Here is a 15,135-nt window from a genome sequence, read left to right on the forward strand (position 1 = left end):
GTCGGACACGGAGGGGCAGGTCGTGCGCTCGCGCGAGCGCACGACCCGGGCATGGGAGGAGGGCGCCATGGTGCCAAGAAGCGGCGTTCGTCATACGGCACAAATGCGCGACTACTCGCCCGCAAATGCAAACGCCCCGCGAATGCGGGGCGTTTAGCGGAGCGTCCGGAAATCAGAAGGCGGGGACGACCGCGCCCTTGTACTGCGTCTGGATGAAGCGCTTGACCGCCTCGGTCTGCAGCGCGGCGGCCAGCTTCTTCACGGCCGGGGCGTTCTGGTTGTCGTCACGCGTGACCAGCCAGTTGGCGTAGGGCGACTCGCCGCCCTCGATCGCCAGCGCGTCCTTGGACGGATTCAGCTTCGCCTCCAGCGCGTAGTTCGTGTTGATCAGCGCCAGGTCGACCTGCGGCAGGATGCGCGGCAGCGTGGCGGCCTCGATCTCGCGGAACTTCAGCTTCTTCGGGTTGTCGGCGATGTCCTTGGTCGTGGACAGGATGTTGGCCTTGTCCTTGAGCTTGATCACGCCGGCCTTGTCCAGCAGCAGCAGCGCGCGGCCGCCGTTGGTCGGGTCGTTGGGGATGGCGACGGTGCCGCCGTCGGGCAGCGCGGCCAGGGTCTTGTGCTTGGTCGAGTAGGCGCCGAAGGGCTCCACGTGCACGGCGGCGACGGCGACCAGGTGCGTGCCCTTGCCCTTGTTGAACTCGTTCAGATAGGGCTTGTGCTGGAAGAAGTTGGCGTCCAGGCGCTTCTCGGCGACCTGCACGTTGGGCTGGACGTAGTCGGTGAAGACCTTGACCTCGAGTTCCACGCCTTGCCTGGCCAGCTCGGGCTTGACGAGGTTCAGGATCTCGGCGTGCGGCACCGCGGTGGCGGCGACGGTCAGCTTCTCGGCGGCGGCGGTGCCGGCGGCCGCCAGGGACAGGGCCGCGACGGCGGCGGTGAACAGCTTCTTCATGGGTAGAACTCCTCTGAGGGAACGGTGCCGCGCGCCTGCTTGGGGCGCCCGGCGATGGAAGGGGGAGGCGGGGTACGGGTCGACGTGACTAGCGATGGGAGACGCGGGTCACCAGCCAGTCGCCGAACATCTGCAGCAGTTGCACGAGCACCAGCAGCAGCACGACGGTCACGACCATGACCTCGGTCTGGAAGCGCTGGTAGCCGAAGCGGATGGCCAGGTCGCCCAGGCCGCCGCCGCCGATGACGCCGGACATCGCCGTGTAGCCGACCAGCGTGATGGCGGTGACGGTGAGCGCGGAGACGAGACCGGGCAGGGCCTCGGGCAGCAGGCCCTGCCACACGATCTGGCGTGTGCTGGCGCCCATCGCGAGACCGGCCTCGACGATGCCGCGGTCGACGCCGCGCAGCGCGGTCTCGACCAGACGTGCCAGGAAGGGCGTCGCACCGACGACCAGCGGCGGATGGCGCCGGCCACGCCGAGCGAGGTGCCGGTGACCAGCAGCGTGAACGGGATCAGCACGATCAGCAGGATCACGAAGGGCAGCGAACGCAGCACGTTCACGACGAAGGACAGCAGCGTGTACACCTTCGGCGAGGACACCAGCCGGTCGCGGTCGAACAGGTAGAGCGCGATGCCCAGCGGCAGGCCGAGCAGCGCGGTGAACAGCAGCGAGCCGCCGAGCATCAGCAGCGTGTCGCCGCCGGCGGTGGCGATCTCGGGCCAGTCGATGGCCTTCAGCGTGTCGAGCAGGGAAGGGGTGGTGGCGAGGCTCATGCGCGCAGCTCCTCGACCTGCACGCCGCGCTCGGCCAGCAGCTGCCGCGCCGCGGCGTGATCGCCGCCGCTGACGGCGATGGTCAGCTGTCCATAGGGCTGCTTCTTGATCCGGTCGATGCGGCCGGCCAGGATGCCGAAGTCCAGATTCGCGTGACGGGCGACTTCGCCCAGCAGGGGCTCGTAGGTGCGTTCGCCGAAGAAGGTCAGCCGCCAGAGACTGCCCGCGACATGCGCGTAGTCGTCGCGCTGCTCGCCTTCGTCGACGTGTTCCGCGGCGAGGACGAAGCGCTTCGCGGTGCCCGAGCGCGGATGCAGGAAGACCTGCGCGACGGGACCCTGTTCGACGATGCGGCCGCCCTCGAGCACCGCGACCCGGTCGCAGACGCGGCGGACCACGTCCATCTCATGCGTGATCAGGACGATGCTGAGCTTCAGCTCTTCATTGAGCTCGGCCAGCAGGTCCAGGATGGAGCGCGTGGTTTCGGGGTCGAGCGCGCTGGTGGCCTCGTCGCACAACAGCACCTGCGGGTCCAGCGCCAGCGCGCGGGCGATGCCGACGCGCTGCTTCTGTCCGCCGGACAACTGCGCGGGGTACTTGTCGGCCTGGTCGGCCAGACCCACCCGGGCCAGCAAGGCCTGCACCCGCGGGGCGATCCGGGCCGCCTCCCAGCCGGCGATGCGCAGCGGCCAGGCGACGTTCTGCGCGACGGTGCGCGAGCTCAGCAGGTTGAAGTGCTGGAAGATCATCGCGATCTTCTGCCGGGCAGCACGCAGGCCGGCGGCGTCCAGCGCCTGCAGGTCCTGGCCGGCCACCACCACGCGGCCGCTGTCCGGCCGCTCCAGCAGGTTGATCACCCGCAGCAGCGTGCTCTTGCCAGCGCCCGACGCGCCGATGATCCCGAACACTTCGCCCGATTCGATCTTCAGATCCACGCCCTGGAGCGCCAGAACGCGGCGACCCTCGACGTCATACGATTTGTGCAGGCTTTGAAGTTCGATCACGGGACGATGAAGGACGCTAGCGGCAGGTGACACCCGTTGCCGTCGTGCGCCTCTCTTTGGGGCGGAAACCGTGATGCTTAGGGATTACCCGGCGTTTGGCAAGCAATCAATGCTTATATGCATATGCCGGGGTGGGGGGATCTGCTGAATTCGTATAACGGGAAGGGCGCCTTTCCTGCGGCGGCCAAGCGTTGGCCGCCGAGGCATGGGGCCCCGGACGCAAGGTCCGAAACCCCACGCCTCACCGTCCCCAATCACTTCCGTACTGCCCCGGTTTTGCTACCGAGGACTTTCTACGCTGGAAGAGCGAGGGAGGCGAGCTCGCGGATCAGGTCCGCAATGTTGTTGCGCAGCGCGGACTCCGTGGCGATGCGCAGTTGCTCGCTCGGGTTCAGGCTGTCGTCGATGCCGGCCTTCTGCGTCGTGCGCAGCGTCCGCTGATAGAGCACCTTGCCGCCGCCAGCGGCACGTTCCGTCAGTGTGTAGCGGACGGAGAGGGCGACCTCGGGCAGCACCGGCACGTTCGGCTGAGCCAGCGCCAGGACCTCGACCTGCAACTGGTAGCGGCCGGTGTCGGGAACGTCCGGCATCAGCCCCAGGCGCCGCAGCGACTCCTGGTAGGTCTGGTTCAAGGTCATCGCGTTGATGCGGCTGCCCCACCACATCGAGGTCTCCTGGCCCCCGGTGACCGGCAGCAGGTCGATGTTGCGCCGCAGTTGCGGACTGATCCACGAACGCAGCTGCAACGACTCCATGTCGGTCAGCGAAGACTCCAGCGGCCGAGCCGGCGTGCCGCATCCCGCCAGCAGCGCGCAGGCGCACGCCGCGGCAGCCAGTTGGGCCAGCGCGGAACGGAGAGGAGCGGGGCGACGGTCGATCATGCCGGGCATCTTGCCTCCGCAAAGCGGGCGTCGATCGCCCGAAGTGGACCGCTTTCGGGGCTCAGTGTCTGAGGCTCAGGGGACGAGGCTCAGAGCCGCCGATGCTGCAGCGCCGGCAGTTGCTCGCGCACCTGCGCGATGCGCGCCGGATCGATCCTGGCCACCGCCAGGCCTTCGCCCTCGGGCACGCAGGCGAGCACCTCGCCCCACGGGTCGACGATCATGCTGTGGCCCCAGGTGCGGCGGCCGTTCTCATGCGTGCCGCCCTGCGCGGCGGCGATGACGTAGGCCTGGTTCTCGACCGCGCGGGCGCGCAGGAGCAGCTCCCAATGCGCCTGTCCGGTCGTGAAGGTGAAAGCGGCCGGTACGCTGATGAGGTCGAGCGGCCGCTCGCCGCCGAAGCTCATGGCGCGGTACAGCTCCGGGAAGCGCAGGTCGTAGCAGATGGACAGGCCCACGCGCAGCGTCGGTCCGTCGGGGATCGCCGCGTCGACCGTCACGGGCGCCTCGCCGGCTTCCAGCACGCGGGCCTCGTCGTAGCGCTCGCGGCCGTTGTCGTAGCAGAACAGGTGGAGCTTGTCGTAGCGCGCCGTCAGCGAGCCGTCCGGCGCGAAGACGCAGGTGGTGTTGCGCACCCGCTCCGCCGGCACCGGCGCGCCGTCGATGGCCATCGGCAGCGTGCCGCCGAGGATCCACACGCCGTGCTCGCGCGCCGCGCGGCTGAGCGCCCCCTGGATGGGCGCATCGACGTCACCGGGCCGCTCGGCGAAAGGCAGCTTGTCGGTGTCCTTGTGGCCCATCAGGCAGAAGTACTCGGGCAGCGATACCAGCGCGGCGCCTTGCCGGGCGGCCTCGCCGATCCAGTGGCGGGCGCGCTCGAGGTTCTCCTCCAGCCGGGTGCCGGCCACCATCTGGATCGCGGCGACGGTGACCGGGGCGGCGGCGCGCGGCCCGGCGCTGGGGGAGGCGGTGGATGGCGTGCTCATGGGGCGGTCTCTCCTTGCGGGGCGGCCGTGCTGTTGTAGCTGCCCTGCGGCTGGGCGCGCCGCGGCAATTGCTCGATGCGGGGATCGGACCAGGTGCCGGTGACGCGGAATTCCTCGCTGCTGGCCGCGGCCAGCGGCTTGCGCAGCAGCCACTGCGCCAGGAAGGCGCCCAGCCCGATCGCGGGGTTCACCGCCGCATAGGCGAGCGCGGCGCCGCCGGCGTTGATCTCGGGCAGCACCAGCACGTGCAGGTCCTGGGTCTCGGCGGCAAGGTCCGCGCTGCCTTCCATCAGCACCGCGGCCTGCAGGCCCTTCATGCGCAGGTTGTCGCTGCGGGCCACGCCCTTGCCGATGCGGATGTCGCCGGTGACGTTGTCGAAGGCGAAGCCCTCGGAGAACACGTCGCGGAAGTCCAGCATCAGCCGCCGCGGAATGGACTGGAGGCTCAGCACGCCCAGCAACCGACCGACGCCGGGCTCCGCCTTGAGGAACTGGCCCTTCTCCATCGCGACGCTCAACTGGCCGCTCATGCTCGCGTAGTCCGGCGAGAGCGGCGAGCCCTGCCAGGCCACCTGGCCGGTCAGTTCGCCCTTGCCGCCGCGCAACACCTGGCCCTGGCCGAGGCGCTCCATCAGCTTGCCGGCGTCCGCGACGTCCAGCTTCCAGTCGAGCTCGGTGCGGCGCAGCGCCTGGCCGGGTTCCGGCGCCCACTTGCCGGACGCGCTCAGCGTCGCGTCCGGGCTCTTGAGCACGAGCCGCCCGAGACGCCAGTCCCGCGCGTCGCTCTGCTGCTGGGCGTCGATCTCCAGGCGGCCCAGCCGCTTGCCGCGCAGCTCGAAGTCCTCGACGACGATGTCCAGCGTCGGCACCGACTTGGGCTGCTTGTCGAGCAGCTGCTCGACGCCGTCGACGTCGCTGCGGGGCACGGACAGCCGCGACAGCCGGGCATAGACGCGGCCCGGCTGGTTGGGCTTCGCGGCCCGCACCTCGATCAGGCCGCTGAGCTGCTGCGCGTCCATCGAGACCCGCCAGCCCGCGCCACTGTCGTGCGAGATGCCGGCGGTGACGGCGTTCAGCGTGCGGCCCGCCACCTGCAGCGTCTGCGCCTTCAGCGTCAACTGCGACGGCGCGTACCCGCCGTCGGCCATGCCGTCGGTCGCGCTGTCGAGCGCCGTGCCTTCCTTCCCGCCGGTCAGCCCCGGCAGCGCGGTCTGCCAGGCGTCGGCGTTGAACTGGTCGAAGGTGGCGCGGGCGACGGCGCCCTGCGCCGGCAGCTCGGGCAGCTTCTCGCGCACGGCGACGGCGCCGCGCAGGACCTTCGCCTCGTGCGTCGTCACGTCGCGCTGGTAGAGCGCCTGCACCGGACCGGCCTCGACGCGCAGCTCCTCGCGCTGCGTGCCGGCCGGCGCCGCGATCGCCCGCGTGGCGATGCGCAGGGGCCAGGTCTCGTCGGCGGACTTGTGCATCGGCGCCGGCAGGTTGACCGCGATGCCCTGCATCGGACTGGTGACGGTGACCTCCGTCTGCCCGCCCTTGAGCACGCCCAGCTCGAAGCGCAGCGAGGTCTGTCCGGTCATCACAGACGCGACCTGCTGCAGCCCCAGTTCGGGCGCGTTGCGCAGCGCCTCGGCCGTGACCGTGCCCAGCGCCGCGAAGCGCATCGAGCCGTCAGGCTGGCTGCCGCCGTCGAAGGTGGCGTCGCCGCCCAGCACGCGCGCCTGCCCGCCGCGGATCTGCAGTCCCTTCTGGTCGAAGCTCACCAACGCCTTCGCCTGGCCGAGCAGGGGGGTGTCGGGCCGGATGCGCACGTCGTTGCCGGTCAGCGTGACCAGGCCCTTCACCGTCGTGTCGTCGATATGCATCAACGGCAGCCGCAGGTTGAGCTTCAGCGCCATCGGGCCGGTGGCGATCGTGTTGTCCAGCACGTGGCTGGTCAGCGCCGCGACCGGCGAGTTCTTCACGTAGCGCAGGCCGTCGACCAGCGCGCCGCGCGCCTGGCCGTCGATTTCCAGAACGGGCGCGTGGTGGTACAGGTCGGGGATCGATCCCTGGACGTTGAACAGCTCCACGCCCATCAGCTTCGTCTTGGCGTTGCGGATGCTCATGGCGGCGCGGTCGAAGATCAGCTCGGCGTCCAACTGCTCCATCGCCGGCCACGGGGACTGGAAGGCCGGATGCTCGTCGTCGGCCGGGTGGCTGGGCACATAGGCCAGCGTCAGGTTGCGGACCTGCCCGGACACGCGGAACTGGCCCTTGCTGCGCGGCGCGTCGAAGGGGAAGTCGAGCAGGTCGCCCTGCAGCCGCACCTGGATCTTGTGGACGGTGCCGTCGCGGATCGCGTCGCGGACATACCGTCGCGCCTCGTGGCCCATCGACGCGGGCAGGTAGCGCAGCACGCGCGGCGCGCTGATCTCGTCGATGCGGCCGGTCAGGTCGAGCTTGCCCGCGTCGTGCGGACGCTTGCCGTCACCGCTCTGCCAGGCGCCGTCGATCTCCGCGCGCAGGTCGTCGTTGGCGATCCGGACGCCGTTGAACTGCACCGACCAGCGCGTGCGGGGCTCGTCGGGGGCCGACGCCGCGGTCGCGATCGAGGCCGCCGCGAGCGGGCTGACCGCGGGCTTCACCGTAGACGGCAGCGTCGTCGGCAGCACTGTGGCTGGAGCCGGCGCGCGCTTGCCGCCGAGGGGCGCCGGACGCTGCGCCTGCCAGCGCAGGGTGGCCTGCGCCTGCTTCAGCGGCAGGGACGGCTCTTCGAAGACGCCGGGCAAGGTCACTTCGCCGTTGTTGATCGCCAGCGTGGCGGTGCCGCCCTGCTCGTTGGCGTCGAACTGGAGGTCGGCGCCGCTGACGCCGGGCCGGCCGGTCGGCGGCGAGGAGCCCGGATCCGCAGGCGCTTCCGGCGCCGCGGCCGTCAGGTGCAGTCCCTGCAGCTGCCCCTTGGCGCGGTAGCTGCGCGGCGCGTCGAGCGTGCCCTCCCAGTGGAGCTGCAGCGCGTTGAGCAGGCCACCGGGTTTCATGTCGGCGATCAGCTGGCGTTGCGACTCGGCCAGCGGCAGCCGGGCCAGGATCTGCGCCCCGAGGGTCAGGTCCAGCTGCTGCGCCTGGAAGTCGCCTCCGGTCAGCGCTCCGGTCTTGGGGTCGCGTTTCACGTCCAGCAGCCAGTCCGAGCGCGGCCAGTCGAGGCCGTCGCCCGCCTGGAAGCCGAGCCCCTTGGCCTCCAGCGACAGCGATTGCGGCGTCTGCTTGAGCACCAGCCGGCCGCCGATCTTGGCCAATGCCAGCTCCGGCAGTCCCGGCGCGACGCGCAGCTTCACCGCGCGCAGGCCCATGTCCAGGGTCAGGCTGCGCGGCTCGCCGCGATCCACTTCCAGCCAGGCGCGCAGCGCGCCGTCGCCTTCGTTGAGCTCGAAGGGCAGGTCCACGTAGCGGCGCAGCTCGCTGACGTCGGTGCGCGGCAGATGGCCGAAGAGCTGCCCGCTCCAGCGCTGCACGTCGCCGGGGCGGTCCAGCAGCGATTGCGTGAATTCGCCGCGCAGCGTGAAGCGCTCGCCCCAGCCGGCCGGCGGCGTCGCGTCCAGCCGCAGCCGGTGGCGCCGCAGGCCGTTGCGCAGCACCAGGTTCAGGTCGAAGAGCTCCAGCGGCGGCGCCGCGCGCAGCTCGTCGACCCAGCGGATGCGGCCATGCAGGATGACGAATTCATGCTGCTCGAAGAACCAGTCGGCGGCGTCGTCGGAGGCCTGCGTGTCGGACGGACCGTCGACGCTGAGGCCGGCGACGAAGACGCGGCCCTTGGCATCGCGACGCAGCAGCAGCTCGGGGCTGTCCAGCAGCAGCTGGGAGAAACGCAGTTCAAGGGCCAGCAGCGAGCGCGGCGACAGCGCGGCGCTGACGCGCGGCAAATGCAGGGCTTCGTGGCCGGCGGCGTCGGTGATCCGGACGTCGCGCAGGTCCAGCGTGGGGATCCAGCCCGAGGATTTGGCGCTGATGGCGCCGATCTTCACGGGTACCCCCAATGCCTGGGTGGCTTGCTTTTCGAGCTCGGGTCGCCAGTCGTCGATGTGGGGCAGAATCGCCCAGTGCAATGCCAGCCAGGCCGCGATCAGCAGGGAGAAAACCCCTGCCGAAGCCAGACCGAGCCAGAGGGCGCAACGTGCCCACCAGCGTCGTTTCGCGACCGCGGAACCGGAGTCAGGACTGGTGGCGGCGGACGAAGACATGTAAGGGTGGACGGCGGTCGCCGAATCTAGCACAGCCATTCCGGCCATGAGCCAGCGAGAGCATTCTTTACCGATGGATTCAGTTGCCTCGGCAACCTCGAACCCGGCAGGCGCCACGACGCCCGCCGCGTCCGCGGACCACAGCCGTTTCGTTCAGCGCATCCGCCGCCGTTACGCGGCTGAATTGCCGTTGCTGCCGCCCGGGCTGCCGGACGACGTCACGATGCGTGCCGTCGTGGACCGGCTCCGGCAAGCCGGGCGCCCGCTGCCCGCCGCACTGCGCGTGATGCGACAGTTGGTGATGGAACGGCTGGCCGTGCTCGACGTCGAGCAGGGCGCCCCGATGACCGACGTGACGCAGGCGATGACGCACCTGGCGGAGGTGACGCTGGACATCGGCGTCGTGGCCTGCCGCGCCGAACTCGACGCCCAGTACGGCGCGCCACGCGACGCCGTCGGCCAGGACATCGACTTCTGGGTCGTCGGCATGGGCAAGCTCGGCGGGCGCGAACTCAACGTGTCCTCCGACATCGACCTGATCTATGTCTACGAGGAAGACGGCCAGACGGAAGGCAACGGTGCCGGCGGCCAGAAGATCTCCGCGCACGAATACTTCGCCCAGCTGTCGCGGCGGCTGTCGACGCTGATCGGCGACGTGACCGAGGATGGTCAGGTCTTCCGCGTCGACCTCGCGCTGCGGCCGAACGGCAACTCCGGACCGCCCGCCGTCAGCATGGCGATGCTGGAGGAGTACTTCCTCGTCCAGGGCCGCGAATGGGAGCGCTTCGCGTGGTTGAAGAGCCGCATCGTCGCGCCGCGCGAGAGCGTCAAGAGCGGCCGCGCGATGCAGCTGCGCAGCCTGGTGACGCCCTTCGTCTACCGGCGTTATCTGGATTACGGCGTCTTCGAAGGCCTGCGGCAGCTGCACCGCAAGATCCGCGACGAGGCCCAGCGCCGCGCCGCCGGGCGGCCCGAGCGGGCCAACGACGTCAAGCTGTCGCGCGGCGGCATCCGCGAGATCGAGTTCATCGTCCAGCTGCTGCAGGTGGTGCGCGGCGGGCAGTTCCCGGAGATCCGCACCCGTTCGACGTTGAAGGCGCTGACGCGGCTGGCCGCGCGCGGCCTGATGAAGCCCGAGACCGCCACGGCGCTGGCCCAGGGCTACGACTTCCTGCGGCGCGTCGAGCACCGCATCCAGTACCTGGACGACCAGCAGACCCACTGCCTGCCCGCGGCGGACGAGGACATCGGCTGGATCGCGCGCAGCCTGAACCTGACCTGCAACAGCCACGCCTGTCCGCTGCTGGACAAGCTGATGGAGGTGCGGGAGCTGGTGGCGACCGAGTTCGACGCGCTGCTGCACGACGGCGTCGCGCCGGGCGGCAAGGGCAATTGCAGGAACGGCATGTGCGGCGGGCCGCCGCTGCCGATCGACAGCGAGGAATTCCTCGACAAGCTGCCTGCCGAACTGGCGGGCAATGTGCGCCGCTGGGCCCAGCAGCCGCGCGTGCAGAGCCTGCGCGAGGAATCGCGGCTGCGGCTGGCCAAGCTGGTCGGGCGCGCGGCGCAGGCGGTGCGCCAGGGCGAGTGCACGATGGACGCGGCACAGCGCTTCGTCGACTGGATCGAGCCGCTGCTGCGCCGCGAGAGTTACCTGGCGCTGCTGGTCGAACGCCCCCCCGTGCAAGGCCGGCTGCTGCGCCTGCTGGGACTGGCGCGCTGGCCGATGCGCTACCTGATGCAGCATCCCGGCGTGATCGATGAACTGGCCGACGCGCGGCTGCTGAACGAGCGCTTCGACGGGCCGGCCTTCATCCAGGACCTGCAGGCGCGTCACGACGCCTGGGCCGAACACGGCGAGGCGAGCGAGGATGCGCTGCTCGACAGCGTGCGCCGCGCGCATCACGCCGAGGTCTTCCGCACGCTGGTGCGGGACGTGGAAGGGCAGATCAGCGTCGAGCAGGTCGCCGACGAACTGTCGCTGCTGGCCGATGCCACGCTGCAATGCGTGCTCGACTGGGCCTGGGACCGCCTCAAGCAGAAGCACCGCCCGGCACCGCGCCTGGCGGTCATCGCCTACGGCAAGCTGGGCGGCAAGGAACTGGGCTACGGCAGCGATCTGGACCTGGTCTTCCTCTTCGACGACGAGGACGACAACGCGGCCGAGATCTACGGCGCCTTCATCCGCAAGCTGATCACCTGGCTGACGATCCGGACCGCGGCGGGGGAGCTCTTCGACATCGACACGGCGCTGCGGCCCAACGGGAACTCGGGGCTGCTGGTGACCTCGCTGTCCTCGTTCGAGAACTACCAGGGCGGGCGCGGCAGCAACACGGCGTGGACCTGGGAACACCAGGCGATCACGCGGGCGCGTTTCTGCGCCGGCGACGCGTCGCTGGCCGAGCGTTTCGAGGCCACGCGTCGTGCGGTGCTGACCGCGCCGCGCGATCCCGGCGGCGCTGCGCGAGGAGGTCGTCGCGATGCGCGAGAAGCTGCGCGCCGCGCGGACCGTGCGCGCCGGCTTCTTCGACGTCAAGCACAGCCCGGGCGGCATGGTCGACGCCGAATTCGCGTTGCAGTACCTGATCCTGGCGCACTCCGCGCAGCACCCGGAACTGCTGGCCAACGCCGGCAACATCGCCTTGCTGCAGCGCGCCGAGTCGTTCGGACTGCTGCCCGCCGACGTGGGCCGCGCAGCCGCTGACGCGTACCGCGAGCTGCGCCGCGTGCAACACCGGGCGCGGCTGAACGAGCAGTCGACCTCGCTCGACGGCGAGGCCGCCGAGGCGCTTGCGCCGCAGCGCGACGCGGTGCTGGCGCTCTGGCGGGCCGTCTTCGGCTGAGTCGCGGAGCGGGACCGGATGCCGGGACGCGCTTGGCTCCTCGTCGCGATGGCGTTGGCCATCGGCTCGATGGTCGCCTGGATCCAGCCGCCGCAAGTGCAGGCCGCGATGGCGTGGCGACCCGAACTTGCGGCGACCCAACCCTGGCGTGCCGTCAGCGCGGCGTGGCTGCACTGGAGCCCGCAACACCTGATCGCCAACCTCACCGGCTGCGCCGTGATCGGGCTGCTCGGCATCGCCGCGCGGCTGACCGCGCGTGACGCGGCGGCGTGGCTGCTGGCGTGGCCGCTGACGCAGTTCGGCCTGCTGATCGAGCCGTCGCTTGAGCGTTTCGGCGGCGCGTCCGGCGTGCTGCACGCGGGGGTCGCGGTGGCCGCGATCGGGATGATGCGGATGCGGGCGTCTCACGGGCGGGAGCGCGTGATCGGGCTGCTCATCGGCGTCGGACTGGCCGTGAAGGTCGCGGCGGAGCGGCCCTTGTCGGCGCCGGCCTTGCGGCACTGGGACGGCTGGAACATCGCGATCGCGCCGCTGGCGCACCTGACGGGGCTGATCGCCGGCGTGGCGACGGCGCTGCTGTGTGCGTTGGCCGCGCGGGCCTGGGCAGGTCGCACTGGCCGCCGGGCATGATCCGGCGCCATGGAACGCAAGCAGCATCTCGACAGCACGGCGGTGGTCATCCTCCTGGGATGCTGCGTGCTGTGGGGCCTGAACCAGGTCGCGGCCAAGGCCGCGCTGACCGAGATCGGTCCGCTGTGGCAGGCAGCCTTGCGCTCCGGCCTGGCCGGCGCGCTGGTGTGGGGCTTCGCCGCGGCGCGCGGCATCGCGCTGTTCCGGCGTGACGGCAGCCTGCCGGGCGGGCTGCTCGCGGGCCTGCTGTTCGCGGCCGAATTCGCCTGCATCTTCATCGGCCTGCAGTACACGACGGCGTCGCGGATGGTGGTCTTCCTCTACCTGTCGCCGTTCGTCGTTGCGCTGGGCATGCCCTTGATCTCGCCGGCCGAGCGGCTGACGAAGCGGCAAGCCGCGGGGCTGCTGGTCGCCTTCGGCGCGGTGGCCTTCGCGTTCGGCGAGGGACTGCATGGGACCGGGCAGACGATGCAGTGGCTGGGCGATGCACTCGGCGTGCTGGCCGCGCTGCTGTGGGGCGGAACGACGCTGGCGATCCGCGCGACGAAGCTGTCGTCCGCCAGCGCGGAGAAGACGCTGCTGTACCAGCTGGCGATCTCGGCGATGGCGCTCGCGGCGGGCGCGATGGCGGCTGGCGAGTCGCTCCCGCTCGACTGGTCCTGGCGCCTGCTGGGGCTGTTCGGTTTCCAGGCGGTGATCGTGTCGTTCGCGAGCTACCTGCTGTGGTTCTGGCTGATCCGCCACTACCCGGCGACCAAGCTGTCCAGCTTCACGCTGAGCACGCCGTTGTTCGGCCTCATCGCGGGCGCGCTGCTGCTGGGCGAGCCGATCACCCCGCGATTGATGCTCGCGCTTGCGGGCCTGGCGGCGGGGATCGTGATGGTGAATCGCTGAGGCTGCTCAAGGCGAATTGAGGAAGTCGAGCACGGGGTTGCGAGGCGGCGGCGGCGGATCCCTGTCGAAGTTCCGTTTGGCCCATTGGGCCAAGGGAGAGTTTTCGGGAAGGGCTTTTCGGATTCGTTCTTCCTCCAGATATTGTTGAAGCACCTCGCCGAAAGTGATTTCATGCGGCGCCTTTCGACGCGGATGCTGGACAAGGGGGCTGGGCATGACGTCAATCGTCGCTGCATGGTCTATCGCGTTCATGTGATGGCCTTCAAGCAAGTGAGTGATGGAGTCGCGCCGAGTAGCGCGTGTTCCGGCTGAGGTCGAAGAAGTGCTTCCGGTGGATCCATACCAATCCTTCTTCTTTGGTAATGACCGCCACGTCGATGGGTCCGCCAACGGTCTCGGTTGACGATGTCACCCGTTCTTTCAGGGACTGGAGTTCGAGAAGAGATGTCGCCAAATGGGCCATCTCCTCGATGCCCAGGCTTTGAAGAATCCCAAGCAGCGGAGCCCGGTTGCTCTGCCAGTTCAGCCGTTTCCAGTCCGCCATGAAATCGCGCTGGCAGGTGTCGGAAATCTGTTCGATGCACTGGTCTGGAACGTCAATGCCAGCCTCATGAAGTCGCTGGAAGACCTTCGCGAAAGCAATCTGGCTTTGTTCATTGACGATGCCCTCGAGGGCTCGATCGAAGCCGTCCGTGAAGACATTGATCATCGAACTCATGGCGAACGGCTGGATCAAGGCGTCTCCGTCTCGCGTCATTTCATATGAGTTCTGAAGTCGATAGAACAGCTCGTCGCCCAGATGACCGAATATCTCCAGCTGGACATAGGAGGGGAAGATCTGATCCTCGCCATACCCCGCGATGACGAGGCCGGAACGCGGCAGAAGGACCTCGGGCATGACATACCGCAGTCGATGCCCCAGGTCGGCAAGGTCCTCGCAGTCCATCGCCTGCAACGAGTCAGATCCTGCGATTTGGATCTGCGCGCGCCGCACCCAGGGATCCAGGTCTTCGAGAGCGCGATGCATGGCCTCTTCCGTCAAAGGGGCGGCGACGCCCCTCGCATTCAGAATCGCACGGATGCGGTTCACCTGCCTGTCCCAAGCCGACCGACGCAGATCGAGTGGCAGTGCTGTGTCGAGGATCGATTCGTCGCCGTTGCACGCGAGGCGGGCGACCTCCTTGATCGCTGCGTCGAACTGCCCGGTCGTCTCTTGTTCCCTGAACGTCGTTGGAAACAGCCGGTCGTTGGCGGTCAAGAACGAGATGATCGCCGCAGCGTATTCGAGCGTCCGATTGAAGGTCCTCGGCCCAAGATGTGAGCGAAACAGTTTGATCGCCAATTCCCAGGGGACAGCGTCGATGCTGGCGTTGCCGAAGACGGCTGCGGCCATCGCGCCGTTCTTCGTCAACTCGAAGATCTTGTTGGCCGACTTCGAGTAACGCGGATGGTCGGAGCCGGACGAGGTCGTCGCGGCGCTGTCGGCGCCGATGACGATTGCGCGCTTGTTGAGAAGAAGTACTTCGCTGGTCATCCGATGTCCCGGTTCAGGAGAACTGACGTTTCGAGCGCCGTCTGCCTGATGCGGAAGCGACCGAAGGAAGCTTGAAATTGTTGGCGACGGTCGGCGTCACTGGCAATTCGCTCATTTCGGTGAGATCGATGCAATTGCATGCAGTCGCTCCCTCCAAATGGGAGCGCATGGGCTGTGGATGTCACCCCTTCGACCCTCGAATGGGGGAAGCACCTACCGCTCGCATCGCCGTCCGTCTATACGCCTGCTAGAGCGCCTGGAGGGCCTCGCCATTCGACTGTGACCCCCTCGCTGCCGGATTCGCCGGCTTCGAGCAGCCACGCCTCGTCGCCATCGCGCCCCCGACCGACATCGAGGTGGGCCGGGTGGGCGACGGGACTTGAGGGCGCGGGGCAGGCCGCTTCCGGCCCGGCC

At 69.3% G+C, this 15,135-nt stretch carries 9 protein-coding genes and 2 pseudogenes; 3 read left to right on the forward strand and 8 right to left on the reverse strand.

The genetic code is table 11. The annotated features are described in order from the left end of the window. Nucleotides 1-172: 172 nt before the first annotated feature. The 6 genes and pseudogenes from ACFJIX_RS09915 to ACFJIX_RS09940 form a co-directional block, all read right to left on the reverse strand. Nucleotides 173-955, reverse strand: a complete 783-nt coding sequence (locus ACFJIX_RS09915) for a MetQ/NlpA family ABC transporter substrate-binding protein (RefSeq protein ID WP_377159558.1) — start codon at nucleotides 953-955, stop codon at nucleotides 173-175. An 88-nt stretch (nucleotides 956-1,043) separates the two neighbouring features. After that, nucleotides 1,044-1,642: pseudogene (locus tag ACFJIX_RS09920) on the reverse strand (methionine ABC transporter permease). 86 nt (nucleotides 1,643-1,728) lie between these two features. After that, the gene (locus ACFJIX_RS09925; RefSeq protein WP_377159560.1) at nucleotides 1,729-2,736 is read right to left on the reverse strand and encodes a methionine ABC transporter ATP-binding protein; all 1,008 of its coding nucleotides are present in this window, start codon (nucleotides 2,734-2,736) and stop codon (nucleotides 1,729-1,731) included. A 293-nt stretch (nucleotides 2,737-3,029) separates the two neighbouring features. Continuing rightward, the gene (locus tag ACFJIX_RS09930; protein ID WP_377159562.1) at nucleotides 3,030-3,617 is read right to left on the reverse strand and encodes a hypothetical protein; all 588 of its coding nucleotides are present in this window, start codon (nucleotides 3,615-3,617) and stop codon (nucleotides 3,030-3,032) included. An 89-nt stretch (nucleotides 3,618-3,706) separates the two neighbouring features. Continuing rightward, nucleotides 3,707-4,603 (reverse strand): carbon-nitrogen hydrolase family protein, encoded by an 897-nt coding sequence (locus ACFJIX_RS09935; RefSeq protein ID WP_377159564.1) that lies wholly within the window; start codon nucleotides 4,601-4,603, stop codon nucleotides 3,707-3,709. Further along, entirely contained in the window at nucleotides 4,600-8,868 is a 4,269-nt protein-coding gene (locus ACFJIX_RS09940) for a YhdP family protein (RefSeq protein WP_377159566.1), read from the reverse strand. The genes ACFJIX_RS09935 and ACFJIX_RS09940 overlap by 4 nt, the downstream gene beginning before the upstream one ends. Before the next feature lie 25 nt (nucleotides 8,869-8,893). Here ACFJIX_RS09940 and glnE point away from each other — a divergent pair. The 3 genes and pseudogenes from glnE to ACFJIX_RS09955 all read left to right on the forward strand — a co-directional run bounded on the left by glnE (nucleotide 8,894) and on the right by ACFJIX_RS09955 (nucleotide 13,187). Continuing rightward, nucleotides 8,894-11,663 (forward strand): annotated as a pseudogene (glnE, locus tag ACFJIX_RS09945) (bifunctional [glutamate--ammonia ligase]-adenylyl-L-tyrosine phosphorylase/[glutamate--ammonia-ligase] adenylyltransferase). A gap of 18 nt (nucleotides 11,664-11,681) precedes the next feature. Beyond that, nucleotides 11,682-12,293, forward strand: a complete 612-nt coding sequence (locus ACFJIX_RS09950) for a rhomboid family intramembrane serine protease (RefSeq protein WP_377159568.1) — start codon at nucleotides 11,682-11,684, stop codon at nucleotides 12,291-12,293. Between the two features lie 9 nt (nucleotides 12,294-12,302). After that, a complete protein-coding gene (locus ACFJIX_RS09955; protein WP_377159570.1) occupies nucleotides 12,303-13,187 on the forward strand; it encodes a DMT family transporter in 885 nt (294 codons plus the stop codon). A gap of 6 nt (nucleotides 13,188-13,193) precedes the next feature. On the opposite strand, the gene ACFJIX_RS09960 is transcribed toward ACFJIX_RS09955, so the two are convergent. Both ACFJIX_RS09960 and ACFJIX_RS09965 read right to left on the reverse strand, forming a co-directional pair. Then, on the reverse strand, nucleotides 13,194-13,439 hold the full coding sequence (locus ACFJIX_RS09960; protein WP_377159572.1) for a hypothetical protein: 246 nt from the start codon (nucleotides 13,437-13,439) through the stop codon (nucleotides 13,194-13,196). A 10-nt stretch (nucleotides 13,440-13,449) separates the two neighbouring features. Then, on the reverse strand, nucleotides 13,450-14,721 hold the full coding sequence (locus ACFJIX_RS09965; RefSeq protein ID WP_377159574.1) for a hypothetical protein: 1,272 nt from the start codon (nucleotides 14,719-14,721) through the stop codon (nucleotides 13,450-13,452). Nucleotides 14,722-15,135 lie beyond the last annotated feature (414 nt).

Origin of the sequence: Roseateles sp. UC29_93 (genome assembly GCF_042695725.1) — a bacterium.
In the GTDB taxonomy this organism is placed as follows: domain Bacteria; phylum Pseudomonadota; class Gammaproteobacteria; order Burkholderiales; family Burkholderiaceae_C; genus Roseateles; species Roseateles noduli_A.

Excerpts from the sequence above, each read along its gene's own strand:
- ACFJIX_RS09955 (WP_377159570.1), top strand. The coding sequence starts at position 12,303 with ATGGAACGCAAGCAGCATCTCGACAGCACGGCGGTGGTCATCCTCCTG.
- ACFJIX_RS09950 (WP_377159568.1), top strand. The coding sequence starts at position 11,682 with ATGCCGGGACGCGCTTGGCTCCTCGTCGCGATGGCGTTGGCCATCGGC.
- ACFJIX_RS09915 (WP_377159558.1), bottom strand. The coding sequence starts at position 955 with ATGAAGAAGCTGTTCACCGCCGCCGTCGCGGCCCTGTCCCTGGCGGCC.
- ACFJIX_RS09940 (WP_377159566.1), bottom strand. The coding sequence starts at position 8,868 with ATGGCCGGAATGGCTGTGCTAGATTCGGCGACCGCCGTCCACCCTTAC.
- ACFJIX_RS09930 (WP_377159562.1), bottom strand. The coding sequence starts at position 3,617 with ATGATCGACCGTCGCCCCGCTCCTCTCCGTTCCGCGCTGGCCCAACTG.
- ACFJIX_RS09965 (WP_377159574.1), bottom strand. The coding sequence starts at position 14,721 with ATGACCAGCGAAGTACTTCTTCTCAACAAGCGCGCAATCGTCATCGGC.
- ACFJIX_RS09935 (WP_377159564.1), bottom strand. The coding sequence starts at position 4,603 with ATGAGCACGCCATCCACCGCCTCCCCCAGCGCCGGGCCGCGCGCCGCC.
- ACFJIX_RS09960 (WP_377159572.1), bottom strand. The coding sequence starts at position 13,439 with ATGAACGCGATAGACCATGCAGCGACGATTGACGTCATGCCCAGCCCC.